The following is a 16,975-nucleotide window of genomic DNA, read 5'->3' on the forward strand; positions in this document are numbered from 1 at the left end:
CGGGTGGGGTTCAGCGGTCGCGGGGGTCCTCGGAGCCCAGGCGGCGCAGGCGGTCGTTGCGGGAGGAGGTCTCCTCGGCGAAGCTCCGGTGGAGCTCCTCGAACTGGCGGTGGATCTCCTCCAGCCCGACCACCTGCGAGTCCGGTACGGCCAGGAGCTCGCGGGCCTGCCGATCCTGGTCCTCCTGGGCCTGCCTGACCGCCTGGACGACCTCCTCGGCCAGCCCGGCGACGTCCAGGCGCAGGACCCGGGCCGAGAAGGCCACGCTCCGCAGGCGCCCGCCCGCGTCCACGACGGCGGTGGTCAGCCCGCTGCGGCTCTCGCCCTTGCCGCTGATCTCGCGCAGCCCGGCCGCGGCCTCGGCGAGGCGGCGGAGCTCGTTCTCATTCTCCCGCAGCAGTTCGTCCACATCGTGCTCGCTGTACTCCATGGCACGCCACGCCATCGGCGACCGGTTAACCGGAGGCGAGCCGGGGCTGGCCGGTCGCTGAACCCACCATGAAGATCACGACAAGCAACTGCCCGAATAGGCATTTATCAACAAAAATCAGGTGCCGTGGCCAGTAACCAGGACATCTATGTCACCTCCTCCACCATCGCCCACACGCGTACCCGGGTGGAGGAGGAAATGTTGCCGTCGATCGAGTTCGTCCACGGGCTCGTGCCCATGACCGCCGTGGACGGTCTCGGGTTCGGGGCGATCGGCGGCCTGATGATCGGCGGCGCGTACGAGGGCTTCAGGACCTGGGCCGACACGACCATGACCGACGCCGAGAACGCGATCAAGGGCTGGACCGAGGCACTGGAGCGGGCCAGGCGCAACTGGCGGGCGGCCGAGGAGGCCAGCATCGCGAGATACCGCTGATGAGCACTCCCGACCCGTGGGCGCACACCCGGCCCGTACCGAACCAGCCGCTGCCGGGCAACCCCTACGCCACGCCCGCGGGCACCCCGACCACGCCGCCCACGTCGGGCGGGTTCGGGCCACCGAGGTACCCGGCCTCGGGGTTCGGGGCGCCCCAGGCGGGGCCGTACAACACGCCTGCGCCCCAGCAGGCGGTCTCCGCCATGCGCGGCAACCCGTACGCCACCTCACTGGGTGAGAAGGCGCTCAACGCCTTCAAGCGGGTCGGCAGGATCGCCCTGGGCCTGTCGCCGGCCATCGCCATCGCGGCCGGCATGCTGGCCAACGAGCCCGGCATGGCGCAGGCCGTCTCCACCTGGGACAGCGGCATGGCCGCGCGGCTCGACGACGGCATCAAGCAGTTGATCCCGCAGATTCTCAACACCTCAAGAGACGGCTGGATCGCCGCGGACCGCGACGAGTTCGAGCGCGTGTTGTGGACCTTCCACCGGGAGATCGGCGCGCTGCGCAACGTGCTCGGCAAGGGCGCGAGCATGCTGGACGAGGTGGCGGCGTCGTATCGCAGCTTCTGGACCTGGGTGCTGCGCATGTCGCTGGCCGCGCTCGGCCTGGTGATCATCGCCAAGCGGCTGCAGCGGGTGCCCAACACCTCGGTGTGGGGGCTGATGCTGGAGAGGTACATCACCGCCGAGGTCAACATCGCCACGTTGTTCATCGCCACCTCCCTGGCCACCACGCTGAAGGAGGGCGGCGAGGTGCTGTCGACCATGGTGAAGAAGAACCACCAGTTCGGCTACATCACGCCGGGCGGCGACGCCGCGATCGACTTCAAGACCATCACGATCGACTCCAGCAAGTACCCCTCGTTCCTGGAGCCCGCCACGAACGGCGGCCCGCCCCCGCGCTACCAGGACTTCGACTGGGTCGAGCCGAAGAGGGATGTTCCCGCCCCGGCCACTCCGTGAGGATAGGGTTGCCACCAAAAGCGTGATTTGTGAGGTGCGGGGATGATCGACCGGGAATTCGGCGCGCTGGATTTCGACAAGATCCTCAAGAACGCCGACCAGCAGATGTCGCGCGTCGCCGAGATGCACACCTTCGTCTCCCAGCTGATCGGCCGGGCCGAGGACGAGGACGGCCTCGTCACCGCGGAGTTCGCCGGCGGCGGGCTCAAGGAGCTCATCCTGCATCCCAAGGCCATGCGCCTGACCTCGGGCGAGCTGGCCGAGCGCATCAAGGACACCGTCGCCGAGGCCGCCGCCGACCTGCGGCGGCAGATGAACGAGGGGATGGAGGAGGCCTTCGGGGAGGACAACCCGATGCGCCTGGGCAACGACCCGGAGGGTGCCATGCAGCAGGTACGCCAGGCGGAGGCGGCCTACAACAGGACCTTCGAGGACCTCATGGGCCAGCTCGACCGCATCCGCAACCGCATGGAGGGCTGACCCCCCGAGGGGGTCAGCCGATCTTCTCCGGGCTCGTGTCGTGCGAGACAGACCAGACGCTGGGCTCCGGGTCGTAGATCTCCCGGGTACGCTCTTCGCCCTCGTTGCCCGCCCCCGCTCCGGCGCCCATGCCCATGCCGGGCGGGTAGGCCATGAGGCCGGAACCCGACGCGGCCCCGCCCCTGAGTACGGCGGGAGCGGCTGACGCGGCCGACCCGCCGCCCGAGCCGTACCACATGTTCGACCCCGGGCCGGGCGTGAAGGGGTTCGGGGTGGTGGCCGTCGGCGTCTGGGTGGGGATGACCGTGCTCTGGTACGGGTTCGTGTTCGCGGTCGTGCCCGGCTGTGTCGTCGTCGTGGGGTTCGTGGTGGCGTCCGCGAGCTGGGTCTGGGTGTCCGCCCAGATGACCGGGGGCACGTCCTGCTGCTGCTGCTGCTCGCTCTGGTCCTGGTCCTGCTGGTCGGCGGGCTGGTCCTGGTCGCCCGGCTGCTCCGGCGTGGCCGGGTCGTCCTGCGGGTCGGTGTCCGGATCGTCCTGCCCCTGCTCGGGGTCCGTCGGGGTCGTGTCCTGCGGCTTCGTGGTCTCAGGGGTGGTGGTGTCCGAGTCGCTCCCGGTGCTGCTCGAGCCGGTCGTGCCGTCGTCCGAGCCGCTGCCGTTCCAGTACGTCGTCTTGCCCGTGGGCGTGTCGGACCCGCTGCCGGGATCGAGCTTGTCCTGCTTGGTCAGCTCCACCTCGATGGGGCTGATGTCGGGCATCTGGAAGGAGAGCCCCTCGGCCAACCGGCGGTTCAGCAGGTCGATCTTGGTGTTGAGCTCCTCCATGTCCAGCCTGGCCCGCAGGTTCGCCTCGATCGTCGAGGTCAGGGAGTTGCCGGAGCCGGAGTCGGTGAGCAACGGCGGGGTGTACGGGCTCTGGAGCGTCCCGTCGCCGCCGAAGTTGCCGCCGTTGTTGTACCGGTTCAGCAGCGGGAGGCCGCCGGTGGCTCCGGCGATCTTCTCGCGGGTGCTCTTGACCTCACCGGCGTACTCGGTCATCGGCTTGCCGGTGTCGTGCATGGCGTCGGCGAGCGCGCCCGCGCTGGCGTGCAGCAGCCGCAACGCCTTGAGCGCCGTGGTGGCGCTGTCGCCCCGCCACACGCTCGCCAGGTCCTTGGCCACCCTCATGATGGCGCTCTGGATGCCGTCCTTGCCCCTGATCAGGTCGGCGGCGTACACGTAGCTCTCGCCCGCGGAACTGACCGAGTCCGGGTCGGTAGCGTTCAGCCAGGCGAGGATCTGCTGCCTGGTGGTGTCGGCGCCGGGTGAGGTCGTGGGGACCTCATAGACCCTGATCGGCTCCCAGTGATCGGCCATCGCTCATCCCCGCCGCTTCTCAGGCACTGCTGTCCCGCTGGAATTTCTCGTAGTTGACGATGGCCTTCTCGACCGCGTCGACCCATTTCTCGACGTTGTCGACGAGCACTCCGTAGCTGTCGTTGAACACGGTGTGAGCCTGGGTGAGGTTGTCGCCGAAGGCGGTGGCCGCCTCCCACTTGCCGGTCTCCGCCGGCCCGACGTTGCCTCGATAGGACACCTCGTTGACCGTGCCGGCTCCCGACCAGGTGGCGCTCATGCCACTGGGCGCCGCTCCGCGCAGCGAGCCGAGGTTCTCGCGCAGGCTGGAGACGATGCTCTTGACCCTGCTGTGCTCGATGTACGGGCCGCCGCCGTCATCCCCGGTCAGACCGGGGAAGTCGCTGGGCAGGTGCAGCTCCGGCGGTGGGCTGCCGCCGGGGTCCGATGGGCGACTCATGCCTTGCCTTTCGTGTCACCGCGGAGATAGGGGTTCGTGGTCGCCTCGTCGCTCCTGAAGTAGTCCTCGTCTTCGAGCAACCACGTGGTCCTGGACGACTCCTGGCTCTCCTGCGTGTTGCCGCGCCCGCCGGGCGGGACCATCATCGGGGATCCGGCGCCGCCCAGTCCGCGCAGGGCTGAGGCCGCGTTCCCGGTGCCGGTCATCCCGTTGCCCGCGCCCCCGCCGCCGTACGGGTTGCCGATGCCTGAGGTGGTGTTCGGCAGGCTGGTGCTGGGCGACGGGGTGTTCAGGGACGACGAAGGGTCGGGCAGGCCCGCCAGAGAGGTGTTGGGGGCGTTGAGGCTGGTGTTGGGGAGGTTCGTGTTCGTGGAGGGGGTGTTGCCGAGGCCCGGCGCGTCGGGCAGCTTGCCGGCGCCGCTCAGGTCCGACCCCGGGACGTCGCCCACGCCGCTGTCCAGGCCGGAGCCGTCGGGCAGCGTGCCGTTCCCCGGATCGGTGTCGCCGAGGCCGGGGATCTGGTGCAGGTTCGGGTCCCGCAGGCCGTCCTGGTTCGGGTAGCCCAGGCCGTCCAGATTGGCGTTCGGGGAGGTGATGGACTGGTTGAGCCCGGCCGGCACCGTGCCGTCGGTCCTGTCGCCGCCGGGGAAGGGCACCTTGGGGATCCTCGGGTCGAGCGTGTCGAACTGCGGGATGTCCGTACGGAGATCCGCCGGGAACGCCCGGTTGTTCTGCTCGGTCGCCTCGGTGAGCAGTTTGATGTGCTCCTTGGCCGCCTTCCTGTTCTTCTCCTCCTTGGAGTCGCCGACGATGTTGCCGAAGGGCCCGTCGGTGAACAGCGCGGTGACGCCTCCGGCCAGCGTGCCCACGACGGCGCCGACGACCATTCCCGGTGGGCCCGCGAGCGAGCCTCCGATGGTCCCGGCCACGCCGCCCTGGAAGGCGCCTTCCAGGACGCTGACGTCCCGGTTCTCCGACTCCGGCACGCTCTTGCCGCTCAGCGCCGACAACGTGTGGGCCTGCTGGATGAGCGCGGGCGCGACGCCGGAGGGGTTGGCGAGGCACTGCTTGGCGTCCGCGTCGATCGTCTGCTCGCTGATCGTGGTGGACACGTCGGCGGTGGAGCTCCGCAGCCTGCTCAGCGAGGTCTTGACCGTCTTGGCGTCCTCGCCCACGGTCCAGTGCTTGTCCAGCGCGGTCAGATGCCGGTCGATCACGCTCACCAGGCTGTCCAGGCGCCGCTTGGCGGTGAGCAGTTCCGAGGCCGCGTCGCGCAGCAACTCGGGCTTGTTGTTCTTCAGGTCTTCCCGCAGCATGTCGAGGTTGGCGTCATCGACCTCTTTGGTGTCGATCGCCGTCCTGATCGGCTGCGTCTCCTGGGCCATCAGACCCGCACCTGCCCGGAGCGGTCCTCGCTGCCCACCTCGACGCCGTCGTAGTTGCGCAGCGCCTGGTCGAACAGCTGGATCAGGGTCTGCAACTGCAGGACGATGTTGCTGTAGGAGGAGCTCACGGCCCTGATGCCGTTGCTCGCGCTCTGGTGGAAGTTCATGGCGGCGGGCCAGTAGAAGCCGATGGCCGAGAAGTCGGAGGACAGCGAGGCCGCCTTGCCCTCCGGGGTGAGGACGGGCGTGGCGGTGCCGCCGTTCTCCTTGTCAGGGCTCAGGAGCGCGAGCGCCTCCGCCAGGTCGGTCCTGGCGGCCTTGATCGCTCGCCTGCTGAGGTCAACTCCACGATCGGTGCCCATGCTCCCCCTACGCTGTCAGGGCTCTCGGCGATCTCGCCCGCCCTGCCCTACTTGCCGTCGAAGATCTGCGCGTTGACCCTCTCGACCTGCTGCATGTTCATGTTGGTGATGTTGATGTTCTTCTTCATCAGCTCGATGAACTGCGACATGTCGTTGGCCTCGCGCTTCCAGAGCTCCCTGACCTCGTCAAAGACGCCCTTGGCCTCGCCCTGCCAGATCGCGCTCTTGGCCAGCAGGTCCCGCTCCAGGGTGTCCAGAGTGGTGACCATGCCGTTGAAGGCCCTGGCGAAGGCGTCCTCACCCTCGCCGAGACCGGAGTAGTTGACCTTGGTGATATCGAAAGTGTCTTCAGCGGGCATCGCGGCCTCCTGTGCTGCTCGTTAGATCCGGGACTGCGGGGCGGCGTTGATCAGCGCGGCGATCTGATTGATCGCCTGCGTCCGCTCCTCGTTGAACGCGGCGTAGTTCATGTTGTTCGTCCCGATGTTCTGCGCCAGGCGCTGCAGGCTGCCCAGCACGACGTCCATCCGCTCGTGCCACTTCTTGTGCACGGCGTCGAACGCGGCTTCCGACTGGCCGACCCAGTGGGTCTTGAGCGTCACACCCGCGGTGTCGAGGTTCCTCTGGATCTCCCGCAGCTGTACCGCGGCGTCCTCGATGAGGGTGACGGCGGCCTTGAGATCGGATTCGCTTACTTGAGTCTGCGGTTGGGCTCCCACAGGGTCTCCCTCCCTTGCTGGTCGGCTTACTCAGGCCGACCGTGAAGAGTCGGCCCAAATGGCCACATTAGTGAACATCTGTCGCTAGCGTCGCACGTGATCGAGTTAATTTTCCATATCTCTGAGGCAGATTGCTGGTGTATCGCCAGATCGGCGGCCTTGATTCGGGTGCGTCCGTAATGTGAGCTGGCGTAGCGTATGTGACGTACGTGACAAGGGGGGCGCATGACCGACTCATCCTCATCGAGCACCGACCCGTTCGCCGCCGCGTACGGCAACCTCGGCGCGAGCATCGACCCGAAGAGCATCGACCCGAACTTCAAGATGCGTTACTCCAGCGTCAGGAAGATGGGCACGAACGTGGCCGGCTACGGCCAGGACCTGACGGCGATGAGCGACCAGACCAGGTCGATCGACATCCACCAGATGGCCTTCGGCGTGATCGGCGGCGGCATGAACGTGGCCCACCGCTCGGTGCGCGACAGCGCGGCCGACGCGCTGAAGCAGGCCAAGGACGTGCTCGACTCCTGGAAGGAAGCGCTCAACACCGCGGCCGACAACACCGAGGAAGCCGAGAAGGCCAGCAAGGCGAAGCCCAAGGGCCCCGGGACCCCCAAAGTGCCCACCGGCCCAGGGATGGGCAAGATGCCGGGCGCGGGCGACCTGGGCAAGATGCCGGACACGAGCGGCCTGGGCAATCCCAAAGGTATCGATCCGGGCGACCTGGACCCCGGCGACCTCGAAAAGCCGGAGATCCCCGTGACGGACCCGAGCGACATCGAGCAGCCCGACCTGACCACCCCGGACCCGAACGACATCAAGCAGCCGGACCTGACGACGCCCGATCCGAACGACCTCCAGCAGCCGGACCTGACCACCCCCAACGTCAGCACCCCGGACCTGAACGGCGTCGACAAGCCGAACACCGACCTGGCGAGCGTGAACCCGAACCCGAACCTGCCGACCTCCACCACGACCCCGCAGTTCCGCACCCCGGACACCACGGCCTTCAACCCGAACTCCGTCACGCCTCGCACGGGTGTCAGCTATCCGGAAGGCAACATGGGAGTCTCGCCGGGTGGCCCGGGGTCGCAGGGGAGCATCGCCCGCGCCCTGAACTCCGGGGTGCCGCCGATGTACCCCCCAGGCGGCATGGGCGGGGCGGGCGGGAACTCCAGCGACAACGACCGCGAGCGCGGCCCGCACCTGTCCGAGGAAGAGGGCGTCTGGGGAGCGGACGTGGACTACACGCCGGCCGTGCTCGGCAAGGAGGAGGAGTAGGTCATGGCGGAGGACTACTCGAATGACGTCAACGGGTTCCTGACCGCGGTGGCGATGGCGACCTCGGCGGCCGTGATCATGCCGTACGCCTGGCCGCTCGTGGGGCTCATGTCGATGCTGGCGGCGGACCCGCATGCGCAGAACGCGGGGGCCGAGGAGTGGCTCAACCCCAAGTCCGTCAACGTCGGGGCCTCCGGCGAAGCAGCGGAGGGGAAGGACAGCGGCAGCGACATCGCCGCCCTGCGCAGCGAGCTGAAGCGGATCGGCAAGCAGATCGGCGAGGACGGGGACTGGGAGGGCCGGGCCTACCAGTCGTTCAAGGACAAGATCGACGTGCTCGACGGGCACCTCGCCACGCTCGACGAGAGCAGGGTCGGCACCGGGAACACCCTGAAGGCCACCGCGCAGGGCTTCCACGTGCTGATGCAGATCTGCGTCATCGTCGGGGGTTTCCTGGAGGCGCTGGCGTTGTTCGTCATGACGGCGCGGATGACGGTGGCCGGCGCGGCTCCGGGCGAGGCGGCGGCGATGCGGGCGGTGATGGGGCTGCACCAGTCGGTGTCCACGATCTTCAAGAACCACTGGAAGCTCGTGTTGAAGGCCACCGTCATCCTGGGGATCGCGGGCGTCGCCTACAACCAGTTCTCCCATGACCTGCCGGGGCTGCAGGCCGCGTCGGCGAAGGCGCCGAACCTGATCGAGGCCAGCGCCATCTACGACCCCTCCAGCGTCGACATCGTGGACGACCCGCAGAGCCAGTTCGACACCAGCAAGATGGAGGACCCGTCGCTCATGCCCGACTTCGGGTTCTGACGGCCGCTACCTGACGCCCAGCGGGGCCCTGGCCGCCGCCGGGTCGAGGGCCGGGCCCAGGGGGATCGCCTTCATGAGGTTCGCGGGCACGGGAGTGACGTCCGCGGCGTCGTAGCCCAGCTTGCCGAGTACGTCGGCCGAGGGCACCGGATAGCTCACGCCCTGGTCGCTGATCAGCCAGAGCGACGTCGCCACCGCGTTGAGCTGCCCCTCGCCGGGCAGCAGCCCGGCCACGACCGCGCTGCCCGGCGGGAGCAGGACCTGGTCGAACCGGTCCTGCCCGGCCGTGCTCGACGGCGTCGGAATCGTCATCCTGCTGCCGACCGTCACCTTCGCCGCGACCGAGCCCGCCCGCGTGTTCGCATACACCGAGCAGAGCGGCGCCGAGGCGGGCACGTTGACCGCCTTGGGCATCGTGGCGGGCAGGGTGGAGTCCATGACGGTCTGCTTCGAGAGCGAGGCGTTGGCCGAGGCGGCGTCGATCCGCCGCTCCAGCACGGCCTTGCCGCCGTAGGCCTTCTTGCTGTTCGGGTCCTCCAGCAGCAACCTGGCCTGGACGGCGGAGACCTGCGCCAGGCCGTCGGAGAGCAGCACGTACCAGCGGGCGGGGGTGCCGGGCAGCGCCGGCACCGTGAACACCTGCCCGACCATCGCCGTGACCTTGCCGCCCGCCCGCATCTTCTTGCCGCGCTGGGGCACCTTCGGACCGGCGAAGTCGTGACCGGCGGGCAGGGCGTTCAGCCAGGCCGTGGGCACCTTCCTCGGCTGCGCGTTGAGCGCGCGCACGCCGTGCGCGGCCACGCGCATGCGGCGGTCGCCCCAGATCACCCAGTTCTGCTGCCCGTCGGAGACCACCATCGCGTCCCCGCCGACCGCCCGCCCGCCGACGTCGGTCCCGCCGATCAGCGTGGTGTACGGCTTGTTCCCGCCCAGGTTGTCCGGCCCCTCGACCACGCACACCGACCAGGGCGCCTTGACCAGCTTCTCCCTGGCGGGCAGCGAGTCGGGCGCCCCGGAGATCCCGATGAGCGGCCCCCTGGCGTACGCGGCCAGGGACGCTGTGTCCACGCTGCGGGTCGTGATCTGCGCGGCGTCCAGGACCAGCCGCGCCGACACGTAGTTCGCCACCGGCAACAACCGCCGCTGCTGCTCGCTGTAGACGAACTTGGCCCCGCTCGCCTCCTCCACGAGCAACTGCCCCGGTTCGGTGAGCTTGGTGGCGTTGCCAGGACTCACCAGGCCCCAGATCCCGAACACGGCCATCACCAGCACGCCGATCAGGATCCCGCCGAACGTGGCCACGTTCTGCCGCCGCATCGGGGATTCGGGCATGTCAGGCTCCGCCTGCAGCAGCGCCAGGCCGAGCCGTTGCTGCTGCAACCGGTGGGCTTGATAGAGGTCCTTCTTGGTCTGCACAGCCCCTCCCAGCGACAGAACCCGCGCATCAGCATAAACGCCCCCGCTGTCCCAGGAACCGCTCAGGGCAGCAACAGCCCCCAATACAACGCCCACGGCACGAACGCCACACCGCCCGCGACCAGCAGCCCGAGCCGCGCCCTGTCGCCGGTGGCCCGCCGCCACCGCACCCCCGTGATCACCGTGGCCACGACGGTCACGACCGCGAGCGCCTGGAGCACGAGCCAGACGAGGGGCCTGTCCGCGACCATGGGCCCGGGCACGGACAACTTCCCGCCCGTCATGACCAGGTAGAACAGGTACGAGAAGCCGCCCAGGACCACGACGAGCCCACCCGCGCTGACCAGCCGCGCCGCTTTCGACCCCGCGCCCGGCCGCCGCCTGATCCTGCGGACCAGCGCCACCACCGGATACCCGCCGAACGCGACCAGCATCAGCACCAGCGCCACGAGCTGCACGCCCGCCGACTCCCACCAGGCGGCCGGCGGCACCCCCACGGAGTCCTCCGCCTGCACCGGCGCCGGCCCTGACACCTGGGCCACGGGCGCCCGCCCGGAGATCGCCTGGCCCACCCAGCTCCCGACCAGCTCCGCGTAGCCGGGGGCCAGCTCGGGCAGCCGGGTGACCCCGCCGTCGGGCGTCACATGGGCGGCGTGGTCGGCTCCGGCGAAGTACCGGAACGTGTAGCTCCGGTTCCCGCCCTCCTCCAGAGCCTTGGCGAAGACCGGCGGCGTCTCCCTGGGCGGCGTCAGCAGGTCGTGCACCCCCCAGATGGCGAGCACGGGCTGACGCACCCGCGCGATGACCGGCGCCGGGTCGAAGTAGGGCTCAGGAAACATCCCGCCGTCCGCGATCACCCGGTAGAGCGTGGGCTCGGCCCGATCGACCAGCGACCCGCCGACACCCGCCTTCCGCAGCCCCGCGGCCACCGCCCAGGTCTGCTGGCGCAGCGGCTGCAGCGCGTTGCCGCCGACGACGATCACGAAGGCGATGTCCGCGGAGCGGGAGGCCGCCAGCGGCGCCACCCAGCCGCCCTCGCTGAGCCCCCAGATGCCCACCTTGCCCGGATCGACCCCGGGTCGCCGCCTGAGCGTTTCGACGGCCCCCAGCGCGTCGTCGGCCAGCGTCGAGTACGACCGCTCGAACAACGAGTACCCCTCCGACCGCTTGTCGTAGACCAGCACGGACAACCCCTGCCGCGCGAACGCCACGGCCTCACCCAGCAGCTTCTCCCGCGGCGTCCCGGTCCCCGCCCCGTGCACCAGCACGACCCCGGCGCCGCTCCCGCCCCGCGCCGGGCTGATCACGCTGCCGTGCAGCGTCAGGTTCCCGCCGCCGCGGAAGCTCACCTCGGTCGTCGTCAGATCACCCGGCACGACCGGCGCGGGCGCGGGCTCGGCGAGCGCCGGTCGGGCCAGCACGAATAACACGGCCACCATGGCCGCCAGGATTCTTCTCATATTGCCGACACTACTCTGCAGAGAAGTGTCGGTAATCCTTCCAGAGGACTACCCTGCTCCCCATGAAGGATGACGAGCCGTTCGTGCTCGACGACCCAGAGCGGCTCAAGGCCCTGGCGCACCCCATGCGCCGCCGCATGCTGACCCACCTCAACCTGCACGGCCCGGCCACCTCCACCACCCTCGGCGAGCTGCTCGGGGCCAAGACCGGCACCACCAGCTACCACCTGCGCCAACTGGAGAAGTACGGCTTCATCGAGGAGATCCCCGAACGTTCGACCGGCCGCGAACGCTGGTGGCGCAGGGCCGCGATCCCCCGTGACATGCGCCTGCCCACCCCCGACCAGCTCGCGCCGGGGGACCGGGCGGTGCTGGAGGAGTTCCACCGGGTCGGCTACGAGGAGGACCGCGTCCTGTTCGAGCGTTTCCCCGCCGCCTACCGGGCCGACCCGGACTGGGCGAAGGGCTCACGAGGGCTGGCCCGCATGACCAGGCAGGACCTGGACGCCTTCTACGAGGAGTACATCGCCCTGCTCCTCCGCTACAGCCGCCCGGCGGACGACGCCCCGCCGGACGCCCGCCCCGTCTACGTCCGCCTCTTCACCCTCCCCGCCGACTGACCCTCCCCGCCGACTGACCGTGCCCGCCGAACCCTGCCCGCCGACTGGCGCTGCCCGCCGGCTGACGCTCAGTCAGGCAGGGCCGCCTGGACGGGCGTGATGGTGCCGGTCGTGACGAGGAAACCGCGCCCAGGCGGGCCGCCCGTGGTCCCGCGCGGGAGCCGGATCGTGAACAGGTCGCCGTCGGTCTGCCCCTGCACGGCGAGGAGCAGCCCGGTACGCGACTTGCGCGCCTCCGCCACGAACCCCCGATACGCCACGGTCAGGTCACCCGTCGCCCCGGCCAGCAGCAACCCGTGGTCGCCGTCCCTGCCCGTCCTCAGCACCTCCTCCAGCGCCGTGCCCAGGGGCCCGTCCGCGTTGACCAGCTCGGCGTCGTCCACCAGCACCACGTAGTGCTCCTGGTCGGCCACCAGCTCAGGCAGGTTCGTCGCGTCGCCGGTCAGCACGGCCAGCGCCCCTTCCAGGTCCCGCAGCGGGCTGCGCCTGGGGGCCACGGCGACGACCGGAGTGCCGTGGGCGATCAGCGACTGGGCGGCCGCCATCAGCACCGAGGAACGGCCCGAGCGGGACGGCCCCGCGATCACCGCGCCCGGCCCGTGGGCCAGCAGGTCCAGGCCGAGCGGCGCCAGCGCGTCGCCACCCGCGCCGACCAGCCCCCACAGCGGCGATGGAGGCTCGAACCCGGGATCGAGCGCCAGCGTCTGTGAGACGGTGATCCGCATCGGCAGCGGGTCCACCCGCATGGGCGGCGCTCCTCCCCACCGCCGCCCATCCGCGCCCGTGGCGGCGCGGGCCAGGCTCTGCAACGCCGCCACCTGCGCGGGGCCGGCCGGGTCGGCGTCCAGCAGGGCGATGTGGTGCTCCACGATGCCGTGCTCGCCCATCGTCAGGGCCCGGCCCGGCGGCATGGACGCGGGCAGTCCCTTGAGCGGGAAGCCCGCCAGCCCGTAGTCCGCCGGGTCGGACAGGCGCAGGAGCAGCCGGTCGTCGAAGACCGTGGAGACCTGCCCGAGCAGCCCGGACCGATCACCGGAGACCACCGCCCTGAGCCCGACCGCCGGACCCTCCCGCAGGAGTTGGAGCAGCGCCTCGATCAGCCGCCCGTAGTCGTAGTTCTCGAAGGCGGCCACGAACCCTTCCCAGCGGTCCAGCATGAACACCAGCCAGGGCAGCCGATGCCCCGCCTGCCGGTACTCGGCCAGCGACGCGTGCCCGGCCTCGGCCAGCAACTGCTGACGGCGCCCCACCTCGCCCCTCAGCCGCGTCAGCAGCCGCTCCACCCGGTCGAGCTGGTCGCGGGTCACCACGGCGCCGCAGTGCGGCATGGCCATCAACGGCAGGAGCGCGCCCGAGCCGCAGTCCACGGCATGCAGGTGGACGTCCTCGGGCGAGGCGTGGGCCGCGATGGAGCCCGCGATCGTCCGCAACGCCGTCGACCTGCCGCTGCGCGCGGCTCCCGCGATGAGCAGGTGCCCCCCGTGCGCCACGTCGAGCGCCAGCGGATGCCGGTCCTGCGCCCATGGCCGGTCGGTGATCCCGAACGGCAGCGGCGCCACCTCCTCCGAGCCGGAGTCCCCCTCGGCCGGGAGGTCCAGGACGAGGCGGACCGGCAGGGGCTCCAGCCACGGGCTCGGCTGAATGGGCACGCCGGCCAGCTCGGCGGCCTCGATGAGGGCGTCGGCGACGAGCGTGAGATCCGTGGTCGCGGAGTCCTCCTCCGCGGACTGCGGTGGCGGGGGCAGCGGTTTGCCCAGGGCCCGCCAGTCCACGTCGAGCACCCGGACACTCCCACCGGCCGCCGGCCCGGGGGAGGAGGGCACCGGGCTGCGTCCACCGACCCTGGCCGTCTGCACGGCCACCGCCGCCCCCGCCCCCGACCGCACGTAGCACCGGCCGGGCGTGGACTTGGAGATGTGCGCGGCGTCCGGCTGGTCGATGACGTCGGCCGACTCGGCGGGCTCCGTCACCCGGAGCGCGATCCGCAACGAGGTGTTGGCCTGGATGTCGGCCGTCACCACCCCGGCGGGCCGCTGCGTGGCCAGGATCAGGTGAATGCCCAGCGACCGCCCTCTGCGCGCGATGTCCACCAGCCCCGTCACGAAGTCAGGCAGCTCGGCCACCAGGGCGGCGAACTCGTCGATGATCAGTATCAGCCGGGGCAGCCCGGGTCCCTCGTAGTCCTCGATGTCCTTGGCCCCGGCGGAGAGCAGCAACCGTTCCCTGCGCCGGAGCTCGGCCGCCAGTGAGTCGAGGGCCCGCTGGGTCAGGTGGCCGTCCAGGTCGCTCACCATGCCGACGGTGTGCGGCAGGCGTACACACTCCTTGAAGGCGGCCCCGCCCTTGTAGTCGATCAGCACGAACGTGAGCTGGTCGGGGCGGTTGGCCACCGCCAGCGAGCAGATCAGCGTCTGCAGCAGCTCCGACTTGCCCGCGCCCGTCGTGCCGGCGATCAGCCCGTGGGGGCCGTCGAGCGTGAGGTCCACCGAGAACGGCCCGTCGGGGCCGACGCCGATCAGCGCCTTGGTGCTGCCCCGCTCGCTCCACTGGGCGGCCAGCTCCTTGCCGGAGGGAACGGGCAGGTTCATCAGGTCGAGCAGGCGGACCGCGCCGGGGAGGTTGCCGCCTGGATCGTCCCTGCTCACGTCGCGGATCGGGGCCAGCGCCCTGGCCAGGCGGTCGCACCAGGTGGCGGAGACGAGGTCGGCCAGCACGGGGCCGATGACGTCGAGGCCGCCGCCGCGCAGGTGCACGAGCCCGTCGGGGCCGCACGCGGCCACCGTCTGGCACTCCTCGGGCAGCAGCCGCTGGTCCTCGTCGATGGCCAGCGTGTACACCCCGGATCGCGGTCCCTGGCGCAGCACCTGCGGCATGTTCGGCAGGCCGCGCAGGACCTGGGCGCCGTCGAGGATCACCAGCACGTCGTAGGGGCGCACGTCGTAGGAGGAGAACGTGGGCTTCTCGGGCCCGCCGAGGTCGTCCCAGCCGGAGGGGATCTTGCCCAGCTCGGGGATGGAGGTGTTCTGGCGCTCGTCGATGAGGGTGGCCAGCTCCGAGACCCGGCGGGCGGCCGAGTCGGGGTCGGTGCCCACCAGCGCCACGCACTCCTCACCGGCGCGCGGCGTACAGTGTGGCAACCAGCGCAGCCAGCCCCACCGCCGCTCGGCGTCGGGGTGCGCGGAGACCACCACGATGGCCAGGTCGCGCGGGCTGTGCAGGGTCGCGGCCTGGGCGATCAGCCAGCTCGCCAGGCTGGTCGCGGACGAGCGGGGCCCCGTCACGCCGGCCACGCCCAGCCGCCGCATGGGCAGCGCCACCGGTACGGAACGGCAGATCGGCGGGTCGATGCGCCCGGCCTGCTCCTCCGACAGGTCCAGGTCGGCGGGCAGGTCGGCGAGCCCGACGCGCAGCCTGAGGGCGTCGGTGTCGTGGATCCTGCGCTCCCACAGCCGCCTGCGCGGCCCCGTGGCCGTGAGCAGCACCTGCGCCGGGTCGGGCGCGTCGGACCTGCGGGCCGCCTCGTCGGCCGCCCTGGCCAGCTCCACGGCCTCGTCGTACGCCTGGACCTGCTCCCGGTACTCCTTGATCGCCTTCTTGTGCTGCTTCTTGCCGTGCCGCCGGTCGCTCCACCACTGGCCGATCATGATCACGGGCGTCATGAGGGCGACGAGCAGGTAGTACCACTGCTTGAGGGCGAAGGCCAGGGTCAGCCCGAGCACGGCGGGCAGGAACGCGGCCAGCAGTTGCAGCCGCAGCCCCTCGTTCCTGGAGGGCTCCTTGGGCTTGACGAACGTGCGCTCGGGCTCGGGCCGCCGCAGCCTGGGCGGGCGGTTGTAGGCCACGCCGCCCTCGCTCCTGGGCGCCAGGTGCGCGTCCTTCGGCTCGATCGAGGTCAGCACGAACACCGAGGACCCGCAGGTCAGCACGGCCTGGTCGGGCCACTCCACCGGCTCGGTGAGCGGCTTCCCGTCGAGTTCGGGCACCTCGCTGTATCCGGCGGCGTGCGCGGCTGCCGCCCGCTCCGCCGTACGCGCGGTGAGCTCGGCCACCTCGTCGGCCCAGCGGCCCTTGAGCTTGAGCCTGGGCGCGTCGCCGGCCGGCCGCCAGGTCCGCTCCACGGTGATGGCCTCCGGCGTCACCCGTACGGTCACCGCCTCCGGCGCCAGCGCCGGATCGTCGGCCGCCATCGCGCACATCGGGTCGGACCCGATGACGTGCACGCCCAGCCCCAGCCGGTGCACGGCCCCGGCCGCCGGCCCGCCCACCACCCGCACCTCGGCGACCCCGCCCGGCTCCTCGACGACGGTGGCGCGGGCGAGGTAGGGGTCGAGCGTGACCTTGTCGCCGTCGCGCAACACGGCGGCGGCCGGGGCGTGCGGGTCGAGCGGCCGGCCGTCGCGCCACAGGGCGGGCGGCCCCATGTCGGACCGCTCCGGCCGGCGCGGCTGCGGCACGTGCGCGCCCGCGCCGCCGGGCGCGGCCATGCCGTACGGCGCCCTGGCCTTGGCCAGCCGGACGACCGTCGCCAGCGGCCCTTCGTCGCTGAGCGCCTCGCTCAGCCTGGCCACGGTGGCGCCGTCGTCGGCGTCGATCACGACGTCACGGTCGCCCTGCCCGCCGATCACCGTGAGCATGATCCGCATGGTGCCGTCTCCTTGATCGACTTCGCTGCCAGAGGTTTCGGCCGCCAAGGTAGCGCCGGGAACGTGGCCGGGCGCGCGGGTTGACGGCAATGGCATGAGGGCAGCCGGATACGGCGGACAAATCTCGAAAAATCTGTGTCCCGTGTGACAAGAGTTGTTGAAGTGGCGACTAG

Annotated in this window: 16 protein-coding genes; 6 read left to right on the plus strand and 10 right to left on the minus strand. The window is 70.8% G+C overall.

Annotated elements, in window-relative coordinates; translation table 11 throughout:
* Positions 1-10: 10 nt before the first annotated feature.
* Entirely contained in the window at positions 11-445 is a 435-nt protein-coding gene (locus tag ACFPZ3_RS22670) for a YbaB/EbfC family nucleoid-associated protein (RefSeq protein ID WP_379516199.1), read from the minus strand.
* 111 nt (positions 446-556) lie between these two features.
* Between ACFPZ3_RS22670 and ACFPZ3_RS22675 the strand changes: the two genes are divergently transcribed.
* Genes ACFPZ3_RS22675 through ACFPZ3_RS22685 form a run of 3 tightly spaced genes read left to right on the plus strand, consistent with a single transcriptional unit; the run spans position 557 to position 2,310 of the window.
* Positions 557-865: a hypothetical protein gene (locus ACFPZ3_RS22675; RefSeq protein WP_379516200.1), complete on the plus strand. Its 309-nt coding sequence runs from the start codon at positions 557-559 to the stop codon at positions 863-865.
* On the plus strand, positions 865-1,830 hold the full coding sequence (locus ACFPZ3_RS22680; protein ID WP_379516201.1) for a hypothetical protein: 966 nt from the start codon (positions 865-867) through the stop codon (positions 1,828-1,830). The genes ACFPZ3_RS22675 and ACFPZ3_RS22680 overlap by 1 nt, the downstream gene beginning before the upstream one ends.
* A 42-nt stretch (positions 1,831-1,872) precedes the next feature.
* Positions 1,873-2,310 (plus strand): YbaB/EbfC family nucleoid-associated protein, encoded by a 438-nt coding sequence (locus ACFPZ3_RS22685; RefSeq protein ID WP_379516202.1) that lies wholly within the window; start codon positions 1,873-1,875, stop codon positions 2,308-2,310.
* Positions 2,311-2,323: 13 nt separating this feature from the next.
* Here ACFPZ3_RS22685 and ACFPZ3_RS22690 read toward each other — a convergent pair whose 3' ends face one another.
* From ACFPZ3_RS22690 to ACFPZ3_RS22715, 6 genes are read right to left on the minus strand one after another with little or no spacing between them, the layout of a single operon-like run.
* Positions 2,324-3,664, minus strand: coding sequence for a WXG100 family type VII secretion target (locus tag ACFPZ3_RS22690; protein ID WP_379516203.1), 1,341 nt, complete (start codon positions 3,662-3,664; stop codon positions 2,324-2,326).
* Between the two features lie 19 nt (positions 3,665-3,683).
* A complete protein-coding gene (locus ACFPZ3_RS22695) occupies positions 3,684-4,103 on the minus strand; it encodes a hypothetical protein (protein WP_379516204.1) in 420 nt (139 codons plus the stop codon).
* Positions 4,100-5,488, minus strand: coding sequence for a hypothetical protein (locus tag ACFPZ3_RS22700; protein ID WP_379516205.1), 1,389 nt, complete (start codon positions 5,486-5,488; stop codon positions 4,100-4,102). Before ACFPZ3_RS22700 ends, ACFPZ3_RS22695 begins: the two co-directional genes overlap by 4 nt.
* Complete coding sequence (locus ACFPZ3_RS22705) at positions 5,488-5,850, minus strand: hypothetical protein (protein ID WP_379516206.1); 363 nt, start codon at positions 5,848-5,850, stop codon at positions 5,488-5,490. The genes ACFPZ3_RS22700 and ACFPZ3_RS22705 overlap by 1 nt, the downstream gene beginning before the upstream one ends.
* A gap of 47 nt (positions 5,851-5,897) precedes the next feature.
* Positions 5,898-6,209: a WXG100 family type VII secretion target gene (locus ACFPZ3_RS22710; RefSeq protein ID WP_379516207.1), complete on the minus strand. Its 312-nt coding sequence runs from the start codon at positions 6,207-6,209 to the stop codon at positions 5,898-5,900.
* Between the two features lie 21 nt (positions 6,210-6,230).
* On the minus strand, positions 6,231-6,569 hold the full coding sequence (locus ACFPZ3_RS22715) for a WXG100 family type VII secretion target (RefSeq protein WP_379516208.1): 339 nt from the start codon (positions 6,567-6,569) through the stop codon (positions 6,231-6,233).
* Between the two features lie 225 nt (positions 6,570-6,794).
* Between ACFPZ3_RS22715 and ACFPZ3_RS22720 the strand changes: the two genes are divergently transcribed.
* Both ACFPZ3_RS22720 and ACFPZ3_RS22725 read left to right on the plus strand, forming a co-directional pair.
* The gene (locus ACFPZ3_RS22720) at positions 6,795-7,850 is read left to right on the plus strand and encodes a hypothetical protein (protein ID WP_379516209.1); all 1,056 of its coding nucleotides are present in this window, start codon (positions 6,795-6,797) and stop codon (positions 7,848-7,850) included.
* A 3-nt stretch (positions 7,851-7,853) separates the two neighbouring features.
* A complete protein-coding gene (locus ACFPZ3_RS22725; protein ID WP_379516210.1) occupies positions 7,854-8,663 on the plus strand; it encodes a hypothetical protein in 810 nt (269 codons plus the stop codon).
* A 6-nt stretch (positions 8,664-8,669) separates the two neighbouring features.
* On the opposite strand, the gene eccB is transcribed toward ACFPZ3_RS22725, so the two are convergent.
* Both eccB and ACFPZ3_RS22735 read right to left on the minus strand, forming a co-directional pair.
* Positions 8,670-10,079 carry a type VII secretion protein EccB gene (eccB, locus tag ACFPZ3_RS22730; protein ID WP_379516211.1) on the minus strand — a complete coding sequence of 470 codons (1,410 nt, stop codon included), beginning with the start codon at positions 10,077-10,079 and terminating at the stop codon, positions 8,670-8,672.
* 62 nt (positions 10,080-10,141) lie between these two features.
* Complete coding sequence (locus ACFPZ3_RS22735; RefSeq protein WP_379516212.1) at positions 10,142-11,539, minus strand: prolyl oligopeptidase family serine peptidase; 1,398 nt, start codon at positions 11,537-11,539, stop codon at positions 10,142-10,144.
* Positions 11,540-11,601: 62 nt separating this feature from the next.
* On the opposite strand from ACFPZ3_RS22735, the gene ACFPZ3_RS22740 reads away from it, so the two are divergent.
* Entirely contained in the window at positions 11,602-12,159 is a 558-nt protein-coding gene (locus tag ACFPZ3_RS22740; protein WP_379516213.1) for an ArsR/SmtB family transcription factor, read from the plus strand.
* A 68-nt stretch (positions 12,160-12,227) separates the two neighbouring features.
* On the opposite strand, the gene ACFPZ3_RS22745 is transcribed toward ACFPZ3_RS22740, so the two are convergent.
* Positions 12,228-16,802 (minus strand): FtsK/SpoIIIE domain-containing protein, encoded by a 4,575-nt coding sequence (locus ACFPZ3_RS22745; RefSeq protein ID WP_379516214.1) that lies wholly within the window; start codon positions 16,800-16,802, stop codon positions 12,228-12,230.
* Between the last annotated feature and the right edge of the window lie 173 nt (positions 16,803-16,975).

The organism is Nonomuraea insulae (assembly GCF_042656245.1).